Genomic DNA, 25,729 nt, shown 5'->3' with positions numbered 1-25,729 from the left:
TTTGCAATACAACTACTTCTATATCTTCTAGCCGGAGGTATAATCTATGACATTTTGGCAATTTGCATTTAAAAACGTCACGCGCAACTCGAGAGCTTATTTTGCTTACTTTGTAAGTAGTTCCTTTTCCATTGCTGTGTTCTTTTCGTTTGCTGTTTACTTATTCCATCCGAAATTACAAAACTTTGACATGACCTATGAAATTTCAGCATTAATGATATTTTCAGAAGTAGTAATTGTATTTTTCTCTTTCTTCTTTTTACTATATTCCATTGGTACTTTTTTAAAAGTTAGAAAAAAACAATTTGGTATTTTGACCATTTTAGGAATATCGAGAAAACAATTACATCGTCTTATTTTTATGGAGAATATGTTAATCGGGATTTTATCTATCTTTTTCGGCATGCAGTTTGGAGTTGTTTTTTCTCAATTTTTCTTATTAGTAACAGCCAAACTTACGCATGTTCCAGGAATATATTTATACGGGCCTACTAACGCGTTTATTTTAACAACCATTGTTTTCCTTAGTCTTTTTATCATTGTATCTGCATTCACACCAATGCTTATTCGTACAAAAAAAGCAGTACACCTTTTAAAAACAAATGGTGGAAAACAAAAAGAAAGAAAACCATCCATACTTGTTTCATTATTTGGTGCGATTTGTTTATTTGGTGGTTATGCGTTAGCTGGAAATCCTAAATATTTCGTATCAGTAAGCCCGCAAATCGGTGTTATATATATGGTTTCAAGTATTTTCGTTATCCCAACGCTTGTTACAATTGGAACATATTTCTTCTTTTCACAAATTAGTTTCTTACTTATTTATATTTTAAAGAAAAGAAGGAAGTTTTATATGAAACGGATTAATATGCTTTGGATTTCGGATTTAGCAAGCCGTATTCGAACGAATATTAATATGCTGTTTATTGTAGCGATGCTATCTACAATTGCTTTCACAATGATTACGTTTCTATATGGATTCGGGAAATTTATTAAGCTAGAGGTGAATAGAACTTCTCCTTTTCCAATTTCTTATTTTTCTTATGATGCGAACCCTTTTGTTACAGAGCATTTAAATTGGCTTGAGCAACAATTACAAAAAGAGCATTTCCCCTATCAAAAAATAAAAGCTGATATATATGAAACACCACTAAAAGAAGATAAAGATATAGCTATTTATAATGACGTATACGCAATTAAGCAAAGTGACTATAACAAACTTGCAGATTCTTTACGAATGAAACAACTATTTATGGATGATAACGAAGCATATGTGCTAACAGGGACATCTTATAACACCATATTCAACGAATTTGAGCAAAGCTACAAAAGAGATTACATTACACTCTCTAGTACAAATACGAAATTACGAGTGAAAGGCTATGAGCATGTGAATGCAATTCCATCTGGCTTTTCATATCAAACGATAGTTTTGCCTGATGTTATCGTAAATAACTTACCTAGCACCGTAAGGCATATATCAGCATACAATTACAAAATTCAAAACTGGGAACAGACATATGAAATTGCTGATAATTTTATAGAAAAAGTGCAAAAAGATCGAAATAAATCCCAGTATGAAGGACCTCTTATTCGTTCCTTTGAATCAGCAGGATCGTTATACAAAATAACATCAGGCAGTGCTGCATTTTTCCTAATTGGGACATTTTTAGGAGTTATTTTCTTCATTGGAGCTGGTAGCGTTCTTTACTTTAGAATGTATACGGATTTGACGAACGAACAAGAGAAATATATAACGATTTCTAAAATCGGTGTAACAGATACAGAGATGAAACGATCTGCAACCATTCAACTTAGTATTTTATTTTTCATTCCGTACATTATGGCATCCATTCATACAATGTTCGCAACAAAAATGCTACAAGATGTAATTGGTTTATCTCTGTTCAAAGAGGTTTCAGCCGTTCTTATTATTTTTGGATTCGTTGAAATCGTATTTTTCATATTCATTCGTTCACTTTATATGCAAAAATTATCACAATACACGAATGGACAAAATATTTAAAACAAACTTGATGAAAAGAGTATTTCTTATGCTCTTCTCATCTTCACCCTATCAGGAGGTTCAGGTGAATGACATTTTGGCAGTTTGCATTTAAAAACGTGACGCGGAACGCCAGAGCTTATTTCGCCTATTTTGTAAGCAGTGCGTTCTCCATTGCAATCTTTTTCTCATTTGCAGTTTATTTATTTCATCCTAAATTGCATATGACAGACGTGAATTATTCTCTGAACATATTAATGACAATTTCAGAAGTTGTCATTGTGTTCTTTTCATTTTTCTTTTTACTGTATTCAATCGGGACCTTTTTAAAAGTACGAAAAAAACAGTTCGGGATTTTAACAGTACTTGGCATATCTCAAAAACAATTAAAGCGACTCATATTTATAGAAAATATGTTAATTGGTGCTCTTTCTATATTTTTTGGCATTCAACTTGGAGTTGTCTTTTCACAGTTCTTTTTATTAGTTACCGCCAAAATTACACACGTACCTGGTTTATATTTATATCCGCCTACAAGTGCTATCGTTTTAACTATCATCATCTTTCTTGGGCTCTTCATTCTCGTATCATCTTTTACACCGATGCTCATTCGTACGAGAAAAGCCGTACGTCTTTTAAAAGAAGGAACACACCAAAAAGAAAGAAAAGCATCCGTGCTCATCTCTCTATTTGGTGCGACGTGTTTAATATGTGGATATGCGTTAGCCGCAAATCCGTTGTATTTTATGTCGCTAGGTGACATCATTGGGCTTTTATATGCCGTCTCTAGTATATTTGTCATCCCATCGCTTATTGCAGCTGGAACATACTTTTTCTTTTCACAAATTAGTTTTTTACTTATTCGTATTTTAAAAACGCGAAGAACGTTTTATATGAAACGAATTAATATGCTTTGGATTTCGGATTTAGCAGCGCGCATTCGGACAAACATTAACATGCTCTTTATTGTAGCGATGCTATCAACACTCGCTTTTACAATGATTACATTCTTATACGGTTTTGGGAAATTTACAAAGTTTGATGCAATTAGACAGAACCCTTTCCCGTTTACGTATTTATCGCATACTGAAAATACATTAGCTGATGAACATTTAAACTGGTTAGAGCAGAAATTTAATGAAGAGCACTTTACTTATACAAAATTTAAAACGGATATATATGAGGTATCTTCAGCTGAAGATAACACGCAGCTCTATTACGCAATTAAACAAAGTGACTATAATGTACTTGCTAAAGCATTAAATTGGGAAAAACTCACGGTAAATAAGAATGAATCTTATATTCTTATGAAAGACTTAGATGATCAAGTTATTGGAACACTTCACAATGAAGAAAAGAAAAATACTCTTACACTTACTCAAAACAATTTACAACTACAAGTGAAAGAATATAAAAGTTATAGCCCATTCCCAAACAGCTTAATATACCAATTACTCATACTATCTGATGAAAATGTAGAATCCTTATCCACAGTTTCCAAACAAATGAGTGTATATAACTTCAAAGTTACAGATTGGGAAAAAGCACATAATATCGGTTCATCGTTTATAACAAAAATTGATAACGATAATGCAGCAATTCAAGCAGAGCATCCACCTTTCCATGCAAGTGAAGCGAGCGATTCCCTATATAAGACAAAACTAAATGTCGCTTCGTTCTTCTTAATTGGTACTTTCTTAGGTGTTATCTTCTTTATCGGTGCTGGTAGTGTTCTTTACTTCCGAATGTATACAGATTTAACAAATGAGCAAGAAAAATATATAACGATTACGAAAATTGGCTTAACTGAAACTGAAATGAAACGTTCAGCGACAATTCAGCTTGCGATTCTTTTCTTCGTGCCTTACATCATGGCGTCAATCCATACGATGTTTGCGACAAAGATGCTACAAGAAGTTTTACATCTCTCGTTCTTCGCTGAGATTACAGTCGTACTGTTGATTTTTGGAACAGTTGAAATTTTATTTTTCCTTTTAATTCGTTCCTTTTATATGCAAAAATTATCACAACATATTAAGTTTTAAAAGTAGAAAGGTGATTACTATGGAAGAAGTATTACACATAAAAAACGTCTCAAAAGTATATGAGGGAAAAGTCCCTCATACTGCTTTAAAAAATATAAATTTACACGTAGATAAAGGGGAATTCGTTGCCATTATGGGTCCATCTGGTAGCGGGAAATCTACATTTTTAAACGTTATTTCTACAATTGATTCTCCTACTTCTGGTGACGTCGTTATTAACGGAAAAAAACCACACACATTTCGTAGAGAGAAGTTAGCTATTTTCCGCCGCCAAGAGTTAGGATTTGTTTTCCAAAACTTTAACCTACTAGATACACTAACAATCGGTGAAAATATCGTACTACCTTTAACATTAGATAATGTTCCATTAAAAGAAATGGATGAAAAGCTTGATAACATTTCAAAAAAGCTTGGAATTGATCATATTTTGGACAAACGTATTTTTGAAGTTTCTGGAGGACAAGCACAGCGTACTGCAGTAGCACGTGCTGTTATTCATCACCCTTCTCTCTTACTAGCCGATGAACCGACAGGGAACCTGGATTCAAAAGCCGCTATTGATGTGATGGAGTTATTTACGAAATTAAACAAAGAAGAAGATGCAACGATTTTAATGGTTACGCACGATCCGTTTGCAGCAAGTTATTGTAACCGTGTTATTTTCATTAAAGATGGAGAGCTTTACAATGAACTGCACCGCGGATTATATCGCGAGAAGTTTTATCAAGAAATATTAGATGTTCTAGCCTTATTAGGAGGAAGACGTGGATGACGTTTTGGCAATTCGCATTTAAAAATGTCTCACGTAATTCAAAAGCATATTTCGCCTACTTTGTAAGTAGTGCGTTTTCTATCATGGTTTTCTTTTCATTTACTGTATACGCGTATCATCCACGCTTACAGAGTGTACAAAGCTTTCAAGAACGTGATCCTCTAATGAATTTAGCTAGTACAGCACAGCTTGTGATTGTTATGTTCTCGTTCTTCTTTCTCTTATATTCAATTGGAACATTTTTAAATGTGCGGAAGCAGCAATTCGGGATACTCACTATTCTTGGTATCTCACAGAGACAATTAAAAAGATTGTTATTTACCGAAAACATGATAATTGGGATATTATCCATCTTTATCGGCATTCAAGGTGGACTTGTATTTTCTAACTTTTTCTTATTAGTCACTTCGAAATTAACAAACGCGAAAGGTCTCTATTTATATTGGCCAACAGAAGCGATTATCGTTACAACCGTAACGTTTATCATTTTATTTTTAATCGTTTCTACATTTACACCAATGTTTATTCGTACTCGAAAAACAACGAAGCTTATTAAGGGTGTTAACAAAGAGAAGAGCGAAAAAAAACCATCTATACTCATTTCACTATTTGCTTTAACTTGTTTAGGACTATGTTATTATATTGCCGGTTATCCGCAAGGCTACATAACGGAAAAAAATGCACAAAATGGATCTGTATTCTTAATTATGCTATCTATTTTACCGCTTGTAGTGATTGGGACGTATTTATTTTTTTCACAAACATTTCTTCTCTTTATCTATATTTTAAAGAAACGAAGAAAGTTTTACTTAAAACAAATAAATATGTTATGGATTTCAGATTTAGTTTCTCGTACACGCAGTAATATTAATGTACTCTTTATTGTTTCTATGCTATCTGCACTTGCATTTACAATTATTATCGGGTTATTTGCTGCAAACAATAATACGAAAGCACCCATACTAGAACGATATCCAATACCATTCACCTATACATCAGAAGGTGTTAATGCATTTGAACAAAAGCATATTACTACGATTGAAACTGAACTTACAAATGCTAATTTTCAATATGACAAATATAAGTTTACCGTTTTAAAAGATACAGCTTCAAAAGAATCAATTGCCATTATGAAAATGAGTGATTATAACGCAATAGCACAGCAATTAAACAGACCAAAAATCACTCTCGATTCTTCACAAGTTTATAATATTTCTCGCTATTCACCAGCGTTATTAAATCTCGTGTCTAACCCATTTGCGAAGCAGAACACAATTACACTTGGCTCTAATAAAAAGGAATTTCAAATTAAAGGTTTTATTAATAGAGGAATTGAGCCTCCCTTTGCATTACCTCACTTAATTGTGATGCAAGATGAAGTAATTGAAAATATGATTCCTCATATTGAAACAATTACAGTCTATAACTACTTCGTGGAAAATTGGGAAAATGCAATTGTCCCAACAAAAAATATATTAAAAAGCTTAGATCATGATGCAGAAATTTTGTATGAAGCACATAAAAATGAAGAAAATTTCATTAAACCATTTTATATTTATACAGCTACGGATGAACTCGTTCATAGTAAAGGAAATGCAGTCGCTCAATTCTTTATTTGGGCATTTCTCGGCTTTATTTTCTTTATCGGAGCAGCTAGTGTTTTATATTTCCGTATGTATAATGACTTAACAACTGAAAGACAAAAGTATATTACGATTACAAAGCTTGGCTTAACTGAATCAGAAATGTTTCGCTCTGCAACGATTCAATTAGGAATTTTATTTTTCGTTCCTTACATCGTTGCTGGTGTTCACACATTATTTGCGGTTAAGTTTTTACAAAGCATGTTTTCTTTCTCCTTATTAAAAGAGACATGTATCGTACTCACCTTTTTCGGGATTATCGAGATCATTTTCTTCTTCTTAATCCGTTCTCTGTACATTAATAAATTATCACAGCATATAAAAATATGAATAAAATAGCCTTGTGCAATATGCACAAGGCTATTTTCAATAGTTTTTAATAATTAGCAGCAATATCCGCCGTAGCCGCCAGCATAACCGCCATAACCACCATAGCCACAACCGCCGCCTCCGCCGAAGCAGCTAGCACCGATGATAATTAATAAAATAAACAATACGATTAGAAGCGCAAAACCGCCTCCGCAACCATGTCTGCGGTTACAATCATCATGTCTGTGTTCACACTTTTCGCTCATTACCCTATTCCTCCTTTAGTATCATTCATAACAAGTTCACCTTGCTCTAAATGAGGGGATTCCATTTATATTATGTTTTCAGGGCGAATAGGAAGCTTGGCTTACCTAAAAACGGGCTTGTTTTAGGAATTGGGCTTTATTAAAAAGCGAATGAGCCTTATCCAGATGTAAGCATAAAACATTTGACATACTCTTAATTTCTTACTAATATTTAATTGAACGATCAATCAATTTTTTGATTATACATTTAAATCATATAAATTAGGAGTTGAATAGCGTGACTGATTCTTTTATTGCAGAGGCTAGGCGTGAACAAATTATTCTTGCATGTATTGATACATTAGAAGAGGTTGGATATAACAACTTAAGCTTAACGAAGGTAGCAAAAAAAGCTAAGATTAGCACCGGACTTATTTCTTATCATTTTAACGATAAGCTTTACCTTATGAATCGCACATTACAATTTTTAGTTGCCAAACAACATGAATTTATTAGTAATCGAGTACTATTAGCTCAATCTGAAATAAATAAACTAGAGGCTTTTATTGAAGCACACTTGGCTTATCAAGAAACTCATTACAAAAATAATATTGCCTTAATTGAGATTGTCTTTAATGCAAGAAATGAAGAGAACGTTCCTTATTACAGAATCGAAGACGACGAAGAGGAGGATGCTCTTAGAACGATGTTATTAGATATTTTGAAGACTGGTCAACAAAATGGCGTGTTTTCCGATTCTTTCCAAACCGACACATTAGCTTCATTTATTTTAGGAGCAATCGAAGAAAGAATGCTGAAGGCAAATTCATCTATATCCATAGAAAATTACTCAGATGAGCTCATAAAAATGGTGAAGAAACTCACTGTTTAAATATGCCTTGATTAAAAAAATATATATGAAAGGATGAACTACACATGAAAAAGGCATCTGTCATTGGATTAGGTTTTTTAGAAAAATTACTTGCTATAGTAAGCCCAATCCTTTTAGGCATTATTGGATATTTTTCACCTAAATTAATAGAGATTATAAAAAGGATTCCTCTCTTTTCTGATTCAAAAATTATAGAACTTTTAAATTTTATTAACCCCTTCTGGCTTCCTATTATCCTCATGCTAATTGGTGTTTTTGCAGGAATTTTATTTTCTTTAATTATTTATAGTGACGCTTTAAAGATGAACATTACTTCGGAAAGCATTCACGTGAATAAGGACGATCAAAAGAAACAAATCACCAGATCAAATGTAAAAGCCGTTTTTGTAGATAAGCGTCAAGTGGTTATCATTGATCAAGAAGAGCGAGAATGGTTACGTGAAACATCTGACATTAACCCAAGCAAAATTAAAGATACTTTCTTAATGCACGGCTTCCCCTGGGTGGAACAAGATCCTTATAAACATGAGTATAGCTTATGGAAATTAGAGGATGAGCGATTTAATAAAAGCATAAACACTATTTTGTATGAAAGACGAAATGCCCTTCGAGAAGGAAACTCGAAAAAAAAGAAGCATTTACGCAAAGATTTGAATGAGCTAGGAGTCTTTGTCAAAGACGATGGAGAAGATCAGTATGTCCGTTCCATTAAGTAATAGAAAGCACAAAAAACGAATAAAACCTACAGAGGAAATGTAATTTCTCTGTAGGTTTTATTCGTTTAAATCTGACCTCCTCTCCTAAAGAAACATATTCAACAAAAGGGCAAAACCGAATGCAATAAATGATAACAATGTCTCGAGTACCGTCCACGTTTTAAACGTTTCCTTCACCGTCAAACCTAAATACTCTTTTACAAGCCAGAACCCTGCATCATTTACGTGAGAAAACATTAATGAACCTGCACCGGTTGCAATAACGAGAAGCTCTAAATTCACACCAGACATGTGCTGAATAACTGGTGAAACAATCCCTGCTGCTGTCGTTAATGCTACTGTAGCTGAACCTGTTGCAATTCGAATTAAACCAGCTACCATGAAAGCTAATACGATTGGTGATAACGAAATATGTTCTGCCATTTGTGCAATAGCTGTTCCAACGCCGCTTTCAATTAATATTTGTTTAAATCCACCGCCTGCACCAATTATTAAAATAATAGAACCGACAGGCAATAAACTTTCATCTGTTAATTTTTTAATCATCTTTTTATTAATACCTTGTTTGATACCAAGTAAATAAAATGCTGCGAAACATGAAATAAGTAAGGCGATTACTGGACTTCCTATAAACACGAAAAATTCAGTTAATTTTTTCGGTAATGAAATATATGGTGCAACTACTGATAAAATCATCAATACAACTGGTAATAAAATAATAAAGAATGAAACTTTACGACTTGGCAAATCAGTTGATACTGTCGTAACTCGAACAAGCTCCGGTTCATTTTCAGGTATAACCCTCTTATGTACCCACTTTGCAAATATTGGGCCTGCTATAATAGCCGTCGGTAACGCGATAATTAATGAATATAAAAGTACCTTTCCTAAGTTCGCGTTATAAATACCGATTGCAGTCATGGCACCTGGATGCGGAGGTACTAGCCCATGTACGATAGATAATCCCGCAATAACAGGTAAAGCAATTAATAATATGTTTTGCTTCGTTGTTTTTCGAATTGAAATTACAAGTGGTAATAAAATAACAATCCCTACTTCAAAAAAGACGGGAATCCCTATAACAAAACCTGCAAATAACATAGCCCAAGGTAATTTTTTTACGCCGAAAAATCGAATAAAGAAATCTGCAACTTGCATGCCTGCTCCTGAATCAGACATCATTTTCCCGAGTATAGTTCCAAGTGCCAAAATACCAACTAAATGACCTAGTACACTACCAACACCAGTTTCATAGGCAGCCACTATTTTCGTTAAGTTCAGTCCAGACATAATAGCTAAAAACAAACTCGCAACTGTTAAACTAATAAATGCATGCCATTTCCACCATGATACCCCTAAAATAACAATTGTGATCGCAAGTAACGTGACGATTAATAAGTATATATCCAGCTCTCATTCTCCTTACTTTTATCCCGATTGGTGTGGGCTAATAATTAGTGGGTGATGCCCTCCTCCACTAATTAAAGTTTTACTTTATAAAAAAAGAGGGAACATCCCCTCTTTTTTATACGTCATAATTCACTACATAATGCTGCATTTCTGTATTGTAGTAGCCTTCGCTATATTCAATTACTTCGCCAACTTCATCATAAGAATAGCGCATACGTTTTAATAACGCTGTTCCCTCTTTTTCACCTAGCGCTTCTGCAACGAAATTAGGTGCAAGCCCAACCGCGAATTCATCTCTGAAGTTTTCTAAATGTATACCTCGGTCCTCAACTAAATCGTAAAGCGATTGTAAATCAAAGTCCGATAAATCTGTACTCGCCATTCGAGCTGAGAAATAGTGCGTATAATGAATATACGGCGTATCATTTAACATATATAGGCGCTCGATACGAAAACTCTCTTTACCGAATAATCGAAACGGCACTGTTCCTTCCTCATTATGAACGATTTCTGCTTTTAATAATTTCTTTTGTACTTTATATCCTTCTTCCACTAACACTTCTGTAAATTTCTTACCCTTTGACAGTTTTGTCGCAGAAGTATTACGAATCACTTTCGTTCCTTTGCCGCTCTTCTTTTCCAAATATCCTTCTTGAGCGAGTTCTTTAATCGCATTACGCACTGTAATCTTACTAACTTTGAACTCTTCTTCTAATTGCGGTTCTGAAGGAATATTCGTATGAATCGCATATACGCCATGCAATATTCGATCACGAATAATATTTTTTATTTGTAAATATAATGGTCCTTTTTTCCTCGTTACGTTCACTGTTACACCCACTACCTTTCTACATCACCTACTGATGCCGTCATCGCCCGAAGTATATCTTTCTCTGATGACATTGGCGTATCACCGACGATTGTATGTGCTAGCATTCCAGCTGCTGACGCAAATGAAACAGCTTTCTCTGGTGCAAACTCTTTTATCTCGCCATGAATAATTCCGCTCGTATAAGCATCTCCAGCACCTATTCTATCATATACAGAAAACGTAAGTGTTTTTGCAAAAGTTAACGAACCAGCTTTACATATAAACCCGCGAAGCGAATGTGTATTATCGCTGTTAATAGAGCGATGAGTACCAGCGATTGTAGCGATATGATACGTTTCAGCTACCTTTGGAATAAGATCCAGCAGCTGCGCTTCTCGCTCCGTCTCTTCTGTTTTCATTCCAAGAACGAACATCGCATCTTTTTCGTTCATCATAACGATATCAGCAAGCCCCAGCATTTCTTCATAATGCGGTTTTGCCTGTTCATATCCGTCTTCTCCCCAAAGTGATGGACGATAATTGCAATCAAAAACGACGGTTCCTCCGTTTTCTTTAACTGCTCTCGCTAAAGACTTCATATGATGGCGTACAGTATCATTCATCGCAAGTGTAATACCGCAAAAATGAACGATATCAATCTCCTTAGCAATTTCTTCAAATTGGTACATCTCTTCAGATGCCGTATTGAAGCTACTTTCTAATCGATTCGAATATGTAACGCGGCTTGCACGTGCACCGAATCCATTTTCTAAAAAATACATACCTACATATTTACCGCCTCTTGAAACAAGAGAAGTTTGAATCCCTAACTTTTGAATGTAAGATACAGCTGCATCTCCAACCGAATTTTCCGGTAAAGTTGAAATAAGAAGCCCTTCATGCCCTAAGTGAGAAAGTGCCGCTACAACGTTCACACCTGTACCTGAAAATGAGTAATTTAACGTGTTAGCTTGCGACAACAATTCATATCCAGGTACTTGCAGGCGCATCATTACTTCGCCGAACGCTGCAATTTTCTTACGCATATTGATCAACTAGCTTTTTCACGACTGCTAATAATTCACGAACATCTTCTACTTTCGTATTACCAGTTTCTTTATCAATAATAGAAGAGTATACGTGCGGGATAACTTGCTCTACATTTGCCTCAAGCGCAATACGTACAATTGTTTCAAAGTTTTCTTTATCAATTCCACCTGTTGGCTCTAATGCGAATCCTTCTTCTGCACAAGCTTTCGCAACTGCGCGATATTCTTCTTCGTGAGCTAGCCCTTTCATCGGGAAGTATTTCAATGAATTTCCGCCCATATCACGCACAAGTGCGATTGCTGTTTTAATTGGAACGATTGCTTTTTCTTCTCCAGCCGCACTAATTGGGCCAGTAGAAATATTTACGTAACCTACTTTTCCTGTTGGTGATACTAAACTATTAATCCAGCTATCTTTTTCGCCGAGATTTGCACGCGTTGCTCCAACTGAAGGGAACACTTGGTTAATATGGCTACCAGGATAATGCTTCGCAATTTCAGCTACAACTGCTGCTTGGCGATTATCTCCTGCGCCTAGTCCGATTGATACAGCGTCATCAATTTCTTTTCCGTATGCTTTCATAGCTGTAACAGCTTCTTCTACTGTTGGGTAGTCTTTTGATAACACTCCCACTACTACATAACCTTCTGCTGCTTCAAAAATATCTTTTGCATTTTCTATATTGTTTGCTAATACATTTAATGCTACGCGGCCTTTATAAAAACGTTTTTGAATGTTTGTCATTTTAGTTTCCCCCTACGATTTCTCTCAATTTTTCTTCAATCACATGTATGTCATCACCTTGAAGTGGACGCGGATCAATATCAAAGAATCCTTGTCTTACTCCGTAATCACGTGTATAAATGGCGATTTCCCCTTCGCGTAATGCAGTCACAACATCTCTTGCTGATTTGTTTAACTCTTTCTCTTTAATATGAATACGAGCTCTAAAGATTGCTCTTCCAGCTTCATCTTGAACGATCGTTACATTTACACCATTTAATTCTTTTAGCGGCATAAGTACTTGTAGCAATTCTTTTTCTTGCTCGCTCTTATCTTCTTTTACTCCGTACTCATTAAGCGCTTGAAGTAAGCCAAAAGTTGTCTCTTTCCCGACTTTCATACTTCTTCCGATGCAATGTAATTGCACTTTCAGCCACTCAATATATTTTCGTTTCCCGCCAACAATACCAGAAGTAGGTCCTTCAATCGCCTTTGAACCGCTATAAATAGCAAGATCTGAATACTTCACATATTTTTGAATGTCTTCTTCAGCTGCCGCATCAACGATAAGTGGTACGTTATTTCGCTGCGCTACTTCCCATGCTTCTTCAACAGAAATCATATTTTTTTGCACTGCATGATGTGATTTCACATAAAGAATTGCTGCTGTATTTTCGCCAATCGCATCTTCAATATGTTCTGCTTTCCCTTCATTTGCGTAGCCAACTTCAACGAGTTTTCCTCCACCTAAGTAAATCATCGTTTCAACAGGAGCACCGTATTGAACGTTATGACCTTTTAACATAATCACTTCGTTTTTCGCGATTACTTCTTGATGAAGTCTTTCACTTTTACGGCGATTTCCTTCTGTAACGATACCAGCGATAGAAAGTGCAATTCCGCTCGATGCTGAATTCACAACGACCGCTGCCTCTGAATCTAGAATTCTCGCAATATGGTCTCCTGCTTTATCTACTAAATCAGCAATTTCCACATAATTTTGTCCACCATGTTTCATCGCATCCATTACCGTATCTGTAGGAGCAGATACACCTAAAATACTCATTCTACCGCTCGCATTAATTACTCTTTTTAATCCGTAATTAGCATTCAATGACTGACCCATTAATTACAACCCCTTTCGTATCAATTCTTTTTTCAGCAATGCGCTGATCCCCTTCTGAATCAATTAACGTAACCTTCTCATCTTTAACCGTAAATAAAGTTAAGTTTGCAATATCTCCTTCTTGAATACGGCCAAGCTCTGGTTTCTTAAGCCACTCTGCCGCATTTTTCGTAACCGCATCAATCACTTCTTCTAGCGGATAACCTAAGTAAAGGAATTTCGAAAGAACGTGAGCCATACTATACACTGGACCATGTATACGATTCTTCCGGTAAATATCCGTACTAATTGTATTAAAGGCAATATCGTGACACTTCGCCGCTTCTGCTACTTTAAAAGAAAAGCTAGCATTACCGTGACCAACATCTAAATGCACGCCGCGATTCACCGCATCTAACAACACAGGTAGCGGTTTCCCTTCTTCATCAAATAAATTATTTTCTTTCCCATTTAAATAATGTGTAATCACATCATCTTTTTCTAAAAGAGGTACAACTTCCTCTATACGGGGAGGCGCTGAACCGATATGTACCATAATCGGTAATGATGTTTCTCGAGATAAAGCGCGCGCTACATGCAGCGGTTCAATTCCACTATCACAAACGACACTTTTACTCATTCTCGCCTTTAACCCAACGATTACATCTTTATACTTTTCTACTGCTTCTATCGCTTTCTCTTTATCTATCCATTCCATATTGGATAATTCATCAATTCGTTTCAAACCGATGCGAGAAATATTTAAAAAGGCAAATAAATTTGTCTTTGCCTGCTCTCTACTTTTTACTAAATCTGCAATGCGATCAGCACCGCAACTACCCGCATCAACAATTGTCGTTACCCCTTGCTTAACGCCAATTTCATCTACCTCATCGCCATACGGATCAAACTCTGGAAAAGCGTGAACGTGCAAATCAATCCAGCCACTCGATACGTAAGTACCAGAGTAATCAAGAACCTTTCCACCCTCGCCAGCACCAGCTTTCGTCACCTGTGCGATTTTGTTATTTTCAATTACAATGTCAATCTCTTCCCCGTTCACACGTTTCACATTACGTAGTACGAATCGTTCTGTCATTGTATTTCCACCCTTTTCTATAAGAAGCCATAAGAATACGCTTACATTAAAGTTTCATTTTATATCTCTTTCACACGTTTAGCGTAACACAAAAAAAGGGAGAAGTAAATATAACGTTATAATGTTTAAAAATACATAAAAAGATGCTCCTCCAAAATGCTAATAGTATAGGAAATTATATCAACGATTTTTTGAATATATCTATCATAACTTACAATATATCAACGATTTTTCAATTATATCTATCATAACTTATAATATATTAACGATTCGACAAAGAATATCGATTTACCGACAAAAAACGTCACTTCCTTTCTTATATAAGAAAAGGCTGTCCCAAATGGCACAGCCTTTTTCTCTATTCCTGAACCGTCACAATAACTCCATCCATATTATTCCCCGAAATTTCATACTGCTTGTTTGCTGGAACGTTCACTTTCATATTCTCAGAAACTTTATAATAAGAAACAGTATATTTCTTACCTTCTACTTCAGTTGAAACCTCTTTTTCCTCTTTTAAAAACTCTAAATATTCCTCTAGTGTAAAATTCTTTTTTTGCATAATTGCGCTATGAGGTAGGCCGACATAACGGATATGCCATGGCTCATATTGAATTCCAGTAATGTTACTTTTATTTTTCGGATAACGTAATACAAAGCCATGCTTCCATACGTTCTCTTCAATCCATTTTCCTTCAGGCGCTTTCTCCATTTTCTTTTGAGTAGACCCAATGTCCAGTGATAATCCTAAATTATGTTCACTGTATCCTGCTGGAAGTGCATAATCAGATCCCATTTTTTCATATAGCTGTTTTTGCTCTTGGAAATCTCTATAACCACTACTAATCAAAAAATGGTTAACACTTTCTTTTCCAGCCGCATCGACAACGTTCAAAAACTTTTTCACAACATCCTTTGATAAACGAAGATTTCTATCAAATATTACATAACCTCTTACTAATTCACTATTATGATTTACATTTATAATATCAGACCTAATACTATCTTTTTTTACTGGATAATCCCTGTTAACTAATAATAAATCGCCCTTATAAATTTGTTCCTTCGTAATCTCTTTCCCCTCGGTGTTTGCCGCCTTTACTAGCTCATCTTTCCCGACAATTTTAACATCGATTTCCTTTTGAAATAACGGTGATATATAAACGCCTACACATACTGTGCATGCTATAAAAAAAGAAATAAATACCCACTTTTTCATTTCTAGTTCCTCCTTAATGTAACTTACGTATAGAATAGAAAAAACTATTAAAATAAAAAGTGGGGTAAAGTTTAAATTTTTATTAAATTGTTACATTCTCGTCTTTTGGCAATCGTACTTCAAATAGCGTTCTAACTACATTGCTCTCAGCAGAAATCGTACCGTTATGTTGCTCGACAATATTTTTCGCAATAAATAGTCCAAGGCCTGTCCCGCCACGGTTCTCTGTTCTCGCTTTATCACCTGTATAAAACATATCAAAAAGATAAGGTAAATCTTCTTCTGGAATGCTATCTCCGTAATTCATAATTTGTACGACAACTTCTCCATTATCAACATACCCATTCATATCAACAAATTGCCCATCATACCCGTAACGAACGGCATTTGTTAACAAGTTTTCAAATACTCTAGCTAACAATTTCCCATCACCGTGCATCGGTAAATGAGGATCCACATTCAATCTAGCTTCTAAATGATGTTTTTCTAATAACGGATACAATTCCTCCTCTAACTGTATAAGCAACTCACTTATATCAATCGGCTTTTTATCCAGTTTTAGCATGCCATAATTCATACGTGTAATTTCAAATAGCTCATCAATTAAACTTTCCAGTCTTTGCGATTTTGTATATGCAATTGTGGAGAAATGTTTAATTTGTTCTTTTGTTAAATTTTCATCTTTAAGAATTAAATCTAAATATCCTAACACGGATGTTAACGGTGTTCTTAAATCATGAGCTAAATTCACAACGAGCTGATCTTTACTACTTTCAGCAAAATCTCCTCTTTCAACAGCTTCTTTTAACTTTTCACTTGCAACATTTATTTCACGCGCGATATTTCCAAACTCATCATTTGATGAAACTTGAACTTTATTCGTAAAGTTACCGTTCGCAAGATGATGAATCCCATTAGAAATTTCATCAAAGTATTTTAAATACGGTTTTGTCAAAAAGAAGAAAAAGATAATAGATAACGGAATAAAGAAAATTAAAAAGAAGTTAATGTCTCCAAATTCCCTTACCATTGACCTAAATTGTGCTAAAGGCTCTTCGTAGCGAACCATCGTTTTATAATACAACTGCAATCCTTTATAAATTATATAAGTTACAGTTGCTGCAAGCACCATACTTAACGCAAATAAGGCAATCATTTTAAATCGAAAACTTTTCATCATATTAGCCATTGAAAGTATAACCTACTCCCCACACTGTTTTTATTAATTTATCCTTTCTTTTATCTTCTCCAAGTTTCTTCCGCAAAGTACGAATATGTACCATTACTGTATTTCCACCTTCATAATAATCATCCGCCCATACGTGCTGAAAAATATTTTCCACATTGTATACTTTCTTCGGATGACTCGCTAATAAATATAAAATATCGAACTCTTTCGGCGTTAATTCAATTTGCTCACCATACACATCAACCGTCCTGCGCTCAGGATTAATTACGACTCCGCCTATTTCTAAAGCAGATTTACTCTCCGCTACTTTCGGTTGATTTAACGTAAAAAACCTACGCAGTTGTGCATTTACACGTGCAACTAATTCTATCGGTGTGAAAGGCTTCGTCATATAATCATCCGCACCTAGTACAAGACCTGTCACCTTATCAAAGTCCGAAGTTTTCGCGCTTAAAAAAATAATTGGCATATGATGTTTCGCGCGAATTTGACGCGTCACCTCATAACCATCCATTTTCGGCATCATAATATCTAAAACTACCAAGTCGATTGGCTGCGTTTCAATAATATGAACCGCCTCTTCCCCATCCGCTGCTTTCACAACATGGTACCCTTCTTTTTCTAAATGTATCTCAATTAAGTCAGCAATTTCCGCCTCATCATCAGCGATTAAAATTGAAATGCGTTTCATTTTACTCCCCCTTTTTCATTCCATTTTTATACGCTCGATTGTAAACTAGTCTATCCAATTTGTACAATACAAAAAGGCTACTCGTTAAAGTAACCTTTGTAAATAAAATTATATCAGCGATTATTGAAATATATCGACTTACCGACAATGAACGACAAAATCCTCTCGCTACTTGCGGGCATCCTAATGAAACTTCCATTTACCGCTCAAAAACAATTCGCTGCTTCGTAATTTCTTCCAATCTTTCGCGGTCAACTTTATACTCAGCTTCAACACTTTGCGGTACAATCACTTTCCCGCCCTCAAGCGTCACTTCCGGTGAAATAATATCCCTCTGCCAATGTCTACTAGAAGCGGATATATCACCAGGAATCGTAAAGTTCGGCAGTGAAGCAAGAGCAACATTTTGCGCTCGTGAAACCCCCATTTCTACCATACCGCCGCACCAAACGGGTATGTTATGCTCCATGCAATAATTATGAATTTGAACCGACTCTGTTAATCCGCCCACTCGCCCTGGCTTAATGTTAACGATGCGGCAACTACCAAGCGTAATCGCAACGCGTGCGTCTTCTAAACCATGAATACTTTCATCTAAACAAATCGGCGTTTCAATTTTCTTTTGCAACTCCGCGTGATCAAGAAAATCGTAATCCGCTAACGGTTGTTCAATCATCATTAATTGGAATTCATCTAGTCGTTTCAGCCTCTCTGTATCCGCTAATGTATATGCTGAATTTGCATCAGCCATTAGCGGGATATGCGGAAACTCTTTTCGAATTTCTTTTAATAACTCATAATCATGCTCTGGCTTTATTTTCACTTTAAAACGCTCGTATCCTTCTTCCACGTACTTCTCGATTTGTTTTAACATAACTGGAATCGTATTAAGGCCAATTACAACGCCGACTTCAATTTCATGACTAGTTCCGCCAAGTACTGTCGCTAGCGATTTCTTTTGACGCTTCGCATATAAATCCCAAACAGCCCCCTCTATTCCGGCTTTTGCCATTCGGTTTCTTTTTATATGTTGAAATAGACCCGGTACCTCATTCGGATGAGAAATTTCAGCCTTTAATAAATCAGGTATTAAAAAGTCTTGCAGTACATGCAGCGCTGTCTTCACCGTTTCTTCCGTATACCACGGTTCAGAGAATGCAACGACTTCCCCAAATCCGATGTACCCGTCCGTATCCTCTAATTCAATAACGATACTCTCACGCTTTTCGTAAGTCCCGTAGCTTGCAGCAAACGGGATTACGAGTGGCATTTCCGTTATATACAGTGTCGCTTTTTTTATTTCCACCTACATCTCCTCCACTAATTGTCTTAACTCTCGTCTTAACAATTTTTTCGAAGCGTTACGTGGTAATTCCTCTAAGAAACATGCTTTCTTCGGCACTTTATATTTCGCTAACTTCTCCTCGCAAAAATGAAGAATTTCTTCTTCTGTTACCGCCCCGCTTTTCACAACAAAAACAGCTGGTACTTGTCCCCATTTATCGTCAGCCATGCCGACAACACCAGCTTCCGCTACTGCCGGATGAGAAAGCAACACTTCTTCAATTTGAGCTGGATATATATTCTCTCCGCCAGAAATAATTAAATCACTGCGACGATCTAATACGTATAAAAACCCTTCTTCGTCTAAATAACCGAGGTCGCCAGTATGAAGCCATCCGTTTTGAATAGTCTCTCGCGTCGCATCTTCACGGTTAAAGTAACCGCCTGTTACGTTCGGTCCTTTTACTACAATCTCACCTTCCGCAAATGGTGGCACTACTACGCCATCTTTTTCAATACGAAGTTGGCACTGAAATAGTGGTTTTCCAGCTGATCCTACTTTCGTTAACATGTAATCTGCGGATAACGTACAAATTTGCGAAGATGTTTCTGTCATACCGTACGTTTGATATACAGGAATCCCTTTTTCTACACATGCTTCTAATAGTGGTTTTGGCGCTGGCCCTCCGCCAAGTAACATGCATCGTAAAGAAGATGGATATGTCTCTGCCCCAAGTCGCTCTAATAAATCAGTTAACATTTTAGAAACGACAGAAATAATTGTTACTCCTCTTTTTTGAAGTGCTTTATGAATAAAATCAGCATCATATTTCGGAACAAGTAAAATACGCATGCCGTACATAATGTTTTTCATTAAAAGAGATAGCCCGCCAACATGGAACATCGGCATGCAGGCTAACCAACAATCATCATCACGAAGTCCTAAATTAAGCGACGAACCGACTGCGCTTGCCCAATGATTGCCGTACGTTAAAATAACGCCTTTCGGTTTGCCTGTCGTCCCAGACGTATAAATAATTGTCATCGCTTCTTCTAAAGAAAACTCTTCTTGTATAGAGGCTTCCTCTTTTGGTCCATTCATCACTTCGGCGAATGAATAAACAGGAACATCTTTAGCATCAAAATCTTGATCCGTTACTAAACAAACAACTTCAGCATCATCCATTTGCCAAAGTAGCTCTTCTCTTGAAAGACGCGTATTTAAAAGCACAGCTACTGCACCTACATAAGATAGGGCGTGAATAACTGTAATCATCTCCATACCATTTTTCATCAGAACAGCCACCTTTTGCCCTCGCTCCACTCCAACATACGTGAGGTGTTCACAAACAGATACTACTTTTTCATGTAGCTCCATAAAAGTAACTTTCTCTTCCTCTATTTCAATTGCAGTGCGATCTGGTGTTAAAAATGCACGTTGCATTAACCAATTTGGCATCGTCTCCATCATTCATTCTCCTTTCATGAAAGAAAGAGACTTGATATGATATCAAGTCTCTTAGTTGTTTTGTTTCCGGTTTGACCTTATCCAGCTACAGTGGCTAGAACAGTCGGTCGTTTCACGCCTTCCTACGAGGCAAAACAGTCGGCTCCGCTTTCATCACGGGAAACGAGGGAATTGACCGAAGTCCGGACTGCGTTTTTCTTTGAATGCGTCGCGACCTTCTTTTGCTTCGTCAGTTGTGTAGTACAATAACGTTGCATCTCCAGCTAGTTGTTGAATACCAGCTAGACCGTCTGTGTCTGCGTTGAATGCAGCTTTTAGGAAACGAAGTGCCATTGGGCTGTTTGCTAAAATTTCTTGTGCCCATTGTACTGTTTCTGCTTCAAGCTCTTCTAATGGTACTACTGTATTTACTAAGCCCATATCAAGCGCTTCTTGTGCGTTGTATTGACGGCATAGGTACCAAATTTCGCGAGCTTTCTTGTGGCCTACCATACGAGCTAAGTAACCAGCTCCGTATCCACCGTCAAAGCTTCCTACTTTAGGACCTGTTTGTCCGAATACAGCGTTGTCTGCAGCGATTGTTAAGTCACATACGATATGAAGTACGTGTCCACCGCCGATTGCATAACCTGCTACCATTGCGATAACTGGTTTAGGAATTGCGCGAATTAGACGTTGTAAGTCTAATACGTTTAGACGTGGGATTTGGTCGTCACCTACATATCCACCATGACCGCGAACTTTTTGGTCGCCGCCAGAACAGAATGCACGTCCACCTTCTCCTGTTAAAATGATAACGCCAACATTTGCATCATCACGAGCGTGTGCAAATGCATTGATTAACTCCATTACCGTTTTTGGACGGAATGCGTTATGTACTTCAGGGCGGTTAATCGAAATCTTTGCGATACCATTGTATGTTGAATAAATAATATCTTCGTAATTGCCTTCTGTTACCCATTCAATAGCCATTACAACTACCTCCTTGTATATTTCTGATCTCCTCTATAAGTGTGACTTCCTTCTTACTGAAAAAAGCATCACTGCATAGTTTTTAGAAATCCCTTTACTATTGTATCAAACTTTTCCGGTTGTTCCACATGAATTGCATGGCCAGCACCATCAATTTTGACAATTTTCGCATCAGAAACGTATTTTTCGATGTTTTTTAATATGCGAAAGAACTTTTCATCATATTCTCCGTTCATTAAAAGAACAGGCATTTTCAAATTGTGTAGCTCATCCCACCATGAAGGCTGAGCCCCTGTTCCCATGCCGCGCAAGCTATTTGCAAGTCCTTTTGGATTGTTAGCAAGCCGTTCTTTTCGCACCGCTTCTTGTACGTTTTTTGCTAAACGTTTTTGCGTTTCAAAAAGCGGAATATTTTCCCACATAGAAACAAAACTTTGAACGCCTTCTCGCTCAATTTTATTAGCAAGTCGATCATCTTTTTCACGACGTTCTTTTCTATCCTCTTCGTTTTCGAGCCCAGCTGTACAATTTTCTAATAAAAGAGAGTGTACATAATCTGGATATAGACATGCCATCGTAATCGCTAATCTACCGCCCATTGAATAGCCAAGTATATGCGCTTTTTCAATCTGAAGGTAATCTAATAGTTCTTTCATTTGCAATGCCACATTTCGGATATCATAATGCGCAACATCTTCAGGACTCTCGGTCTTTCCGTGTCCAACAAGATCTACTACAATAACTTGAAACTGCTCGCTCCATGAAGGGATAAAAGAACGCCACGTTTCCATGCTTCCCGTAAAACCATGAAGAAGTAGAAGTGGTTCCCCGCTTCCAACTACTTCATATTCATACGATACACCTTGCAGTGTTACGTTCATTTTGATTCACCTTGCAACGATGTAGTAATTACGTCTTGTGTTTTTGCCCATAACGTACGGTGCAATGTTAAGTTTTCATCACGGTTCGTACAAATTTCCACAACGTGTAAACCTTTTGTCGTTGCTCCCTTTTGTACTTCTTCACGGAATTGCTCCCAACCATTTACACGGCTAAATGAACCACCGTACATTTTGACAACGTGCTCATAATCAAGTCCAATTGGTGTTCCAAATAATGATTCAAAATGTTCCTTTTTCTCATATTGTGGTAAGAATGAGAAAATACCCCCGCCATCATTATTTACAACGACAATTGTTATGTTTAATTCATGTAATTTCGCTGCTAATAGCCCATTTAAATCGTGATAAAATGATAAATCACCAATCACTAATACAAGTGGATCGCAAATAATGCTCGCTCCTAAAGCTGTCGAAATGATTCCATCAATACCATTTACGCCACGGTTTGCCATCACATGGATGTTTTTATCCGATGTGAAGAAGAATGAGTCTGTATCACGAATTGGCATACTATTGCTCGCAAATAACGTTGCGTCTTCTGGTAATACGCGCACAATATCTGTAATAACCTTTCCTTCAAATGCAGTTTCATATGTTTCCATTTCACGAAGCGTTTCCTTCGTTTTTTCGTTTATATGTTGCCACATTACGAACCAATCATTCTTCTTCATAACTGGCATTTTTTCTATTACTGCCTTGCAGAATTCAATGTCACTTGCTTGCACAACTTCTGTCGCAACAAGAGCTGGATCTCTCCATTGTCCTGATTCATCGACAACGATATGAACTGCTTTCGTTTGTTTTTTTATGAACTGCGTTAATGATTTAGAAATAGGCATACCACCAAAGCGAATTAACACGTCCGGTTTCCATTTTTCTTTTAACTGCTCATTTCGTAAAAATGTATCATAACAGTCAATTACCATCGTTTTATCGTGGTGTCCGCTACGAATATTAGAAAGTGGGTCTGCTAATATAGGATAGCCAGTTTTTTCAGCTAGTTGCGTTGCAAACATTGCAATTTCTGAATGACTATCATCTCCACAAATAATAAGCCCCTTTTCCATATGTGAAAGGCGCCCTACAAGAGAATCTACATATTCACTCGGCATCGTCACGTTTCCTTGCTGAACTACTCCTGTATATTCACTACGTCCTTTATCCCATAAGCTTCCTAGTGAGAAATCAGGGATAAGTGGCTCGCGAACTGGAAAATTAAGATGAACAGGACCCTGCGGCGCTAAACAAGCATTTGCTACTATGCGCTGCGTCGTCATACGAGCGTAATGATACATCGCTTCACTCGCTTCTGGCAGTGCCATCTCTGTAAATTGTTTCACAAAAGTACCGTATAAATTAAATTGATTCATTGCTTGTGGTGCACCCACATCTCTTAATTCATGCGGTCTATCCGCTGTTAAGACGATAAGCGGGACCCTTGAATGAAAAGCTTCACATACAGCTGGATAGTAATTAGCTGCTGCTGTTCCTGACGTACATAATAATGCTACTGGGCGTTTTTTCGCTTTCGCAATACCGAGCGCGAAAAATCCAGCTGATCTTTCATCTACATGTAAATATGTGTTCATTCCTTCGTGTTGTTCCATTAGTAAAGCAATCGGCGTTGACCGTGAGCCTGGACTAATGACAACATCACATACATCTAGACGCGTCAGTTCATCCACGAACGCGCCTAAATAATATGATAATGCTTCTATATGATTGTTCATTTCATTAATTCCTCCAAAGCACCAAGCATCGGTCTAAACTTCAAACTTGTTTCTTCATATTCAAGCTGCGGGATTGAATCAATTACAATACCACAACCGGCAAATAAGGATGCTTTCTCGCCGTTTAATAATCCGCAGCGCAGCGCAACCGCAAATTCACCATTTCCTTCATCATCTATCCAGCCAATCGGTGCACCATACAACCCTCTGTCTAACAATTCAACATCACGGATCAGTTTCATCGCTTCCAAACGAGGTGTCCCGCCAAGAGCTGGTGTTGGATGTAATTCTTCTACCATTGTTAAAAGACTCGCATCGCCTTTTGCTTCTACAGGCGTATATAAGTGAATTAAGTTTTTCGTTGTTAATAAACCTGGGCTTTCCGGAATATTAACGTATTCGCAATGTTCATTTAGTACCGAGCGGATCATGTTAACAACATAACCATGTTCAGCTAAATTCTTTTCATCATGAAGAAGCGCATTACTATTTCGTTCACTTTCTTCTATAGAATGACCATGACCGATTGAACCAGCAAGACACATCGATGTAAATTTCTCATCTTCTTTGCGAATTAATCTCTCAGGCGTCGCTCCTAAGAAGCATGCTCCTTTATAATCAAAAGAAAATACGTAACAATCCGGTTGACCAATGCGAAGTGCTTCTAAAACAAGAGCAGAATCAATCGAATGGTTCATCTCTACTTTTAGTTCCCTCGCCAATACAACCTTCTGCACGTTACCCTGCTTCATCTCATCTTGTACTTTTTCAATTGCTTTCATCCAGCCTTTCGGATCCACTTCTACTTTAGAAATAACAGTTAATTTCGATCCGTTTAGCGCACATTTACTCTCCTCAAAAATTTTCTCTTCTAAAGAAATTATTTCATTATAAAGAGTTTCTGCACAATCTGTTGCTGCAACAAATGTATTCATCGTTAACCATGCTTTTTCATTTTTTACAGTTAATAAAAATGCTGGTAGTGAAAATGTCGTATCTTTAAACTCTTTCCATAGGTCCGTTTTCTCTTTTTCTGGATCAAAGGAAAAACCACCAAATAAAAGCGGACCCGTTCCAAATTCATATTCATCTCTTTGGACAAATGCATTCTCTTTTACTTTCTCCCACTCGTCACGAGCGGTTTGAAAGCGCTTATGAGAAGAATTTGCTATAGTGAAAACAGAGCCAATTCCTGCAAATATTACATGCTGAGCCGGGTCTGCAAAATAACATCTATTTTCGAATGAAATCCTTTTTCCTGCTGCATAGAACAGAAGCGGATCCACCCAGTCTATTTGTTTTACAAAACTAACCAATGTTTTTTCGTTAGTTGCACGCTTGATAGCTGCAATAAGAACTTCTTGCAAGCCTTTTTGTTTCGTTTGAATCACAATTGTCTCCCCCCTATGGGCGAAAAATAGTCATAATTACGCTTGATTTTAAGATACA

At 36.8% G+C, this 25,729-nt stretch carries 22 protein-coding genes; 6 read left to right on the top strand and 16 right to left on the bottom strand.

Annotated elements, in window-relative coordinates:
• Positions 1-46 precede the first annotated feature (46 nt).
• The 4 genes from CQ064_RS04050 (at position 47) to CQ064_RS04035 (ending at position 6,795) form a co-directional block, all read left to right on the top strand.
• The gene (locus CQ064_RS04050) at positions 47-2,026 is read left to right on the top strand and encodes an FtsX-like permease family protein (protein ID WP_000145061.1); all 1,980 of its coding nucleotides are present in this window, start codon (positions 47-49) and stop codon (positions 2,024-2,026) included.
• A 68-nt stretch (positions 2,027-2,094) separates the two neighbouring features.
• Positions 2,095-4,050, top strand: a complete 1,956-nt coding sequence (locus tag CQ064_RS04045; protein WP_000145000.1) for an ABC transporter permease — start codon at positions 2,095-2,097, stop codon at positions 4,048-4,050.
• 19 nt (positions 4,051-4,069) lie between these two features.
• Entirely contained in the window at positions 4,070-4,822 is a 753-nt protein-coding gene (locus tag CQ064_RS04040) for an ABC transporter ATP-binding protein (RefSeq protein WP_000393250.1), read from the top strand.
• On the top strand, positions 4,819-6,795 hold the full coding sequence (locus CQ064_RS04035) for an FtsX-like permease family protein (protein WP_000144950.1): 1,977 nt from the start codon (positions 4,819-4,821) through the stop codon (positions 6,793-6,795). The genes CQ064_RS04040 and CQ064_RS04035 overlap by 4 nt, the downstream gene beginning before the upstream one ends.
• 53 nt (positions 6,796-6,848) lie before the next feature.
• Here the strand turns inward: CQ064_RS04035 and CQ064_RS04030 are convergent, their stop codons facing one another.
• A complete protein-coding gene (locus tag CQ064_RS04030; protein ID WP_001290392.1) occupies positions 6,849-7,040 on the bottom strand; it encodes a YjcZ family sporulation protein in 192 nt (63 codons plus the stop codon).
• Positions 7,041-7,317: 277 nt separating this feature from the next.
• On the opposite strand from CQ064_RS04030, the gene CQ064_RS04025 reads away from it, so the two are divergent.
• Entirely contained in the window at positions 7,318-7,911 is a 594-nt protein-coding gene (locus CQ064_RS04025) for a TetR/AcrR family transcriptional regulator (protein WP_000132248.1), read from the top strand.
• A 44-nt stretch (positions 7,912-7,955) separates the two neighbouring features.
• Positions 7,956-8,627, top strand: a complete 672-nt coding sequence (locus CQ064_RS04020) for a YqeB family protein (RefSeq protein ID WP_000710352.1) — start codon at positions 7,956-7,958, stop codon at positions 8,625-8,627.
• A gap of 84 nt (positions 8,628-8,711) precedes the next feature.
• On the opposite strand, the gene gntP is transcribed toward CQ064_RS04020, so the two are convergent.
• From gntP to CQ064_RS03940, 15 genes are all read right to left on the bottom strand, one after another.
• Positions 8,712-10,037 carry a gluconate permease GntP gene (gene gntP, locus CQ064_RS04015; RefSeq protein ID WP_000356187.1) on the bottom strand — a complete coding sequence of 442 codons (1,326 nt, stop codon included), beginning with the start codon at positions 10,035-10,037 and terminating at the stop codon, positions 8,712-8,714.
• Between the two features lie 115 nt (positions 10,038-10,152).
• On the bottom strand, positions 10,153-10,878 hold the full coding sequence (locus CQ064_RS04010) for a GntR family transcriptional regulator (RefSeq protein ID WP_000539259.1): 726 nt from the start codon (positions 10,876-10,878) through the stop codon (positions 10,153-10,155).
• Positions 10,878-11,894, bottom strand: a complete 1,017-nt coding sequence (locus tag CQ064_RS04005) for a sugar kinase (RefSeq protein ID WP_001227518.1) — start codon at positions 11,892-11,894, stop codon at positions 10,878-10,880. Before CQ064_RS04005 ends, CQ064_RS04010 begins: the two co-directional genes overlap by 1 nt.
• On the bottom strand, positions 11,887-12,642 hold the full coding sequence (gene dagF / locus CQ064_RS04000; protein WP_000181907.1) for a 2-dehydro-3-deoxy-phosphogluconate aldolase: 756 nt from the start codon (positions 12,640-12,642) through the stop codon (positions 11,887-11,889). The genes CQ064_RS04005 and dagF overlap by 8 nt, the downstream gene beginning before the upstream one ends.
• A gap of 1 nt (position 12,643) precedes the next feature.
• Entirely contained in the window at positions 12,644-13,747 is a 1,104-nt protein-coding gene (locus CQ064_RS03995; RefSeq protein ID WP_000531615.1) for a DgaE family pyridoxal phosphate-dependent ammonia lyase, read from the bottom strand.
• The gene (locus tag CQ064_RS03990) at positions 13,725-14,825 is read right to left on the bottom strand and encodes an amidohydrolase/deacetylase family metallohydrolase (RefSeq protein WP_000139935.1); all 1,101 of its coding nucleotides are present in this window, start codon (positions 14,823-14,825) and stop codon (positions 13,725-13,727) included. The genes CQ064_RS03995 and CQ064_RS03990 overlap by 23 nt, the downstream gene beginning before the upstream one ends.
• A 358-nt stretch (positions 14,826-15,183) precedes the next feature.
• Positions 15,184-16,044 carry a D-Ala-D-Ala carboxypeptidase VanY gene (locus CQ064_RS03985; RefSeq protein WP_000759399.1) on the bottom strand — a complete coding sequence of 287 codons (861 nt, stop codon included), beginning with the start codon at positions 16,042-16,044 and terminating at the stop codon, positions 15,184-15,186.
• An 82-nt stretch (positions 16,045-16,126) separates the two neighbouring features.
• Positions 16,127-17,233, bottom strand: a complete 1,107-nt coding sequence (locus CQ064_RS03980; protein WP_000002602.1) for a sensor histidine kinase — start codon at positions 17,231-17,233, stop codon at positions 16,127-16,129.
• Positions 17,226-17,924 carry a response regulator transcription factor gene (locus CQ064_RS03975; protein WP_000822510.1) on the bottom strand — a complete coding sequence of 233 codons (699 nt, stop codon included), beginning with the start codon at positions 17,922-17,924 and terminating at the stop codon, positions 17,226-17,228. Before CQ064_RS03975 ends, CQ064_RS03980 begins: the two co-directional genes overlap by 8 nt.
• Positions 17,925-18,123: 199 nt before the next feature.
• On the bottom strand, positions 18,124-19,230 hold the full coding sequence (gene menC / locus CQ064_RS03965; protein ID WP_000403309.1) for an o-succinylbenzoate synthase: 1,107 nt from the start codon (positions 19,228-19,230) through the stop codon (positions 18,124-18,126).
• Positions 19,231-20,676, bottom strand: a complete 1,446-nt coding sequence (locus CQ064_RS03960) for an o-succinylbenzoate--CoA ligase (protein WP_000449576.1) — start codon at positions 20,674-20,676, stop codon at positions 19,231-19,233.
• 153 nt (positions 20,677-20,829) lie between these two features.
• The gene (menB, locus tag CQ064_RS03955; protein ID WP_000963892.1) at positions 20,830-21,648 is read right to left on the bottom strand and encodes a 1,4-dihydroxy-2-naphthoyl-CoA synthase; all 819 of its coding nucleotides are present in this window, start codon (positions 21,646-21,648) and stop codon (positions 20,830-20,832) included.
• Positions 21,649-21,716: 68 nt separating this feature from the next.
• The gene (gene menH, locus CQ064_RS03950) at positions 21,717-22,529 is read right to left on the bottom strand and encodes a 2-succinyl-6-hydroxy-2,4-cyclohexadiene-1-carboxylate synthase (protein ID WP_001103349.1); all 813 of its coding nucleotides are present in this window, start codon (positions 22,527-22,529) and stop codon (positions 21,717-21,719) included.
• A complete protein-coding gene (menD, locus tag CQ064_RS03945) occupies positions 22,526-24,280 on the bottom strand; it encodes a 2-succinyl-5-enolpyruvyl-6-hydroxy-3-cyclohexene-1-carboxylic-acid synthase (RefSeq protein ID WP_001059199.1) in 1,755 nt (584 codons plus the stop codon). The genes menH and menD overlap by 4 nt, the downstream gene beginning before the upstream one ends.
• Positions 24,277-25,671, bottom strand: a complete 1,395-nt coding sequence (locus CQ064_RS03940; protein ID WP_000616734.1) for an isochorismate synthase — start codon at positions 25,669-25,671, stop codon at positions 24,277-24,279. The genes menD and CQ064_RS03940 overlap by 4 nt, the downstream gene beginning before the upstream one ends.
• Positions 25,672-25,729: the final 58 nt, after the last annotated feature.

Source organism: Bacillus sp. MYb78, from assembly GCF_002975115.1.
Lineage (GTDB): Bacteria > Bacillota > Bacilli > Bacillales > Bacillaceae_G > Bacillus_A > Bacillus_A cereus.
The sequence above is the reverse complement of the archived record's forward strand: the minus strand, read 5'-3'. Positions and strand labels throughout refer to the sequence as shown.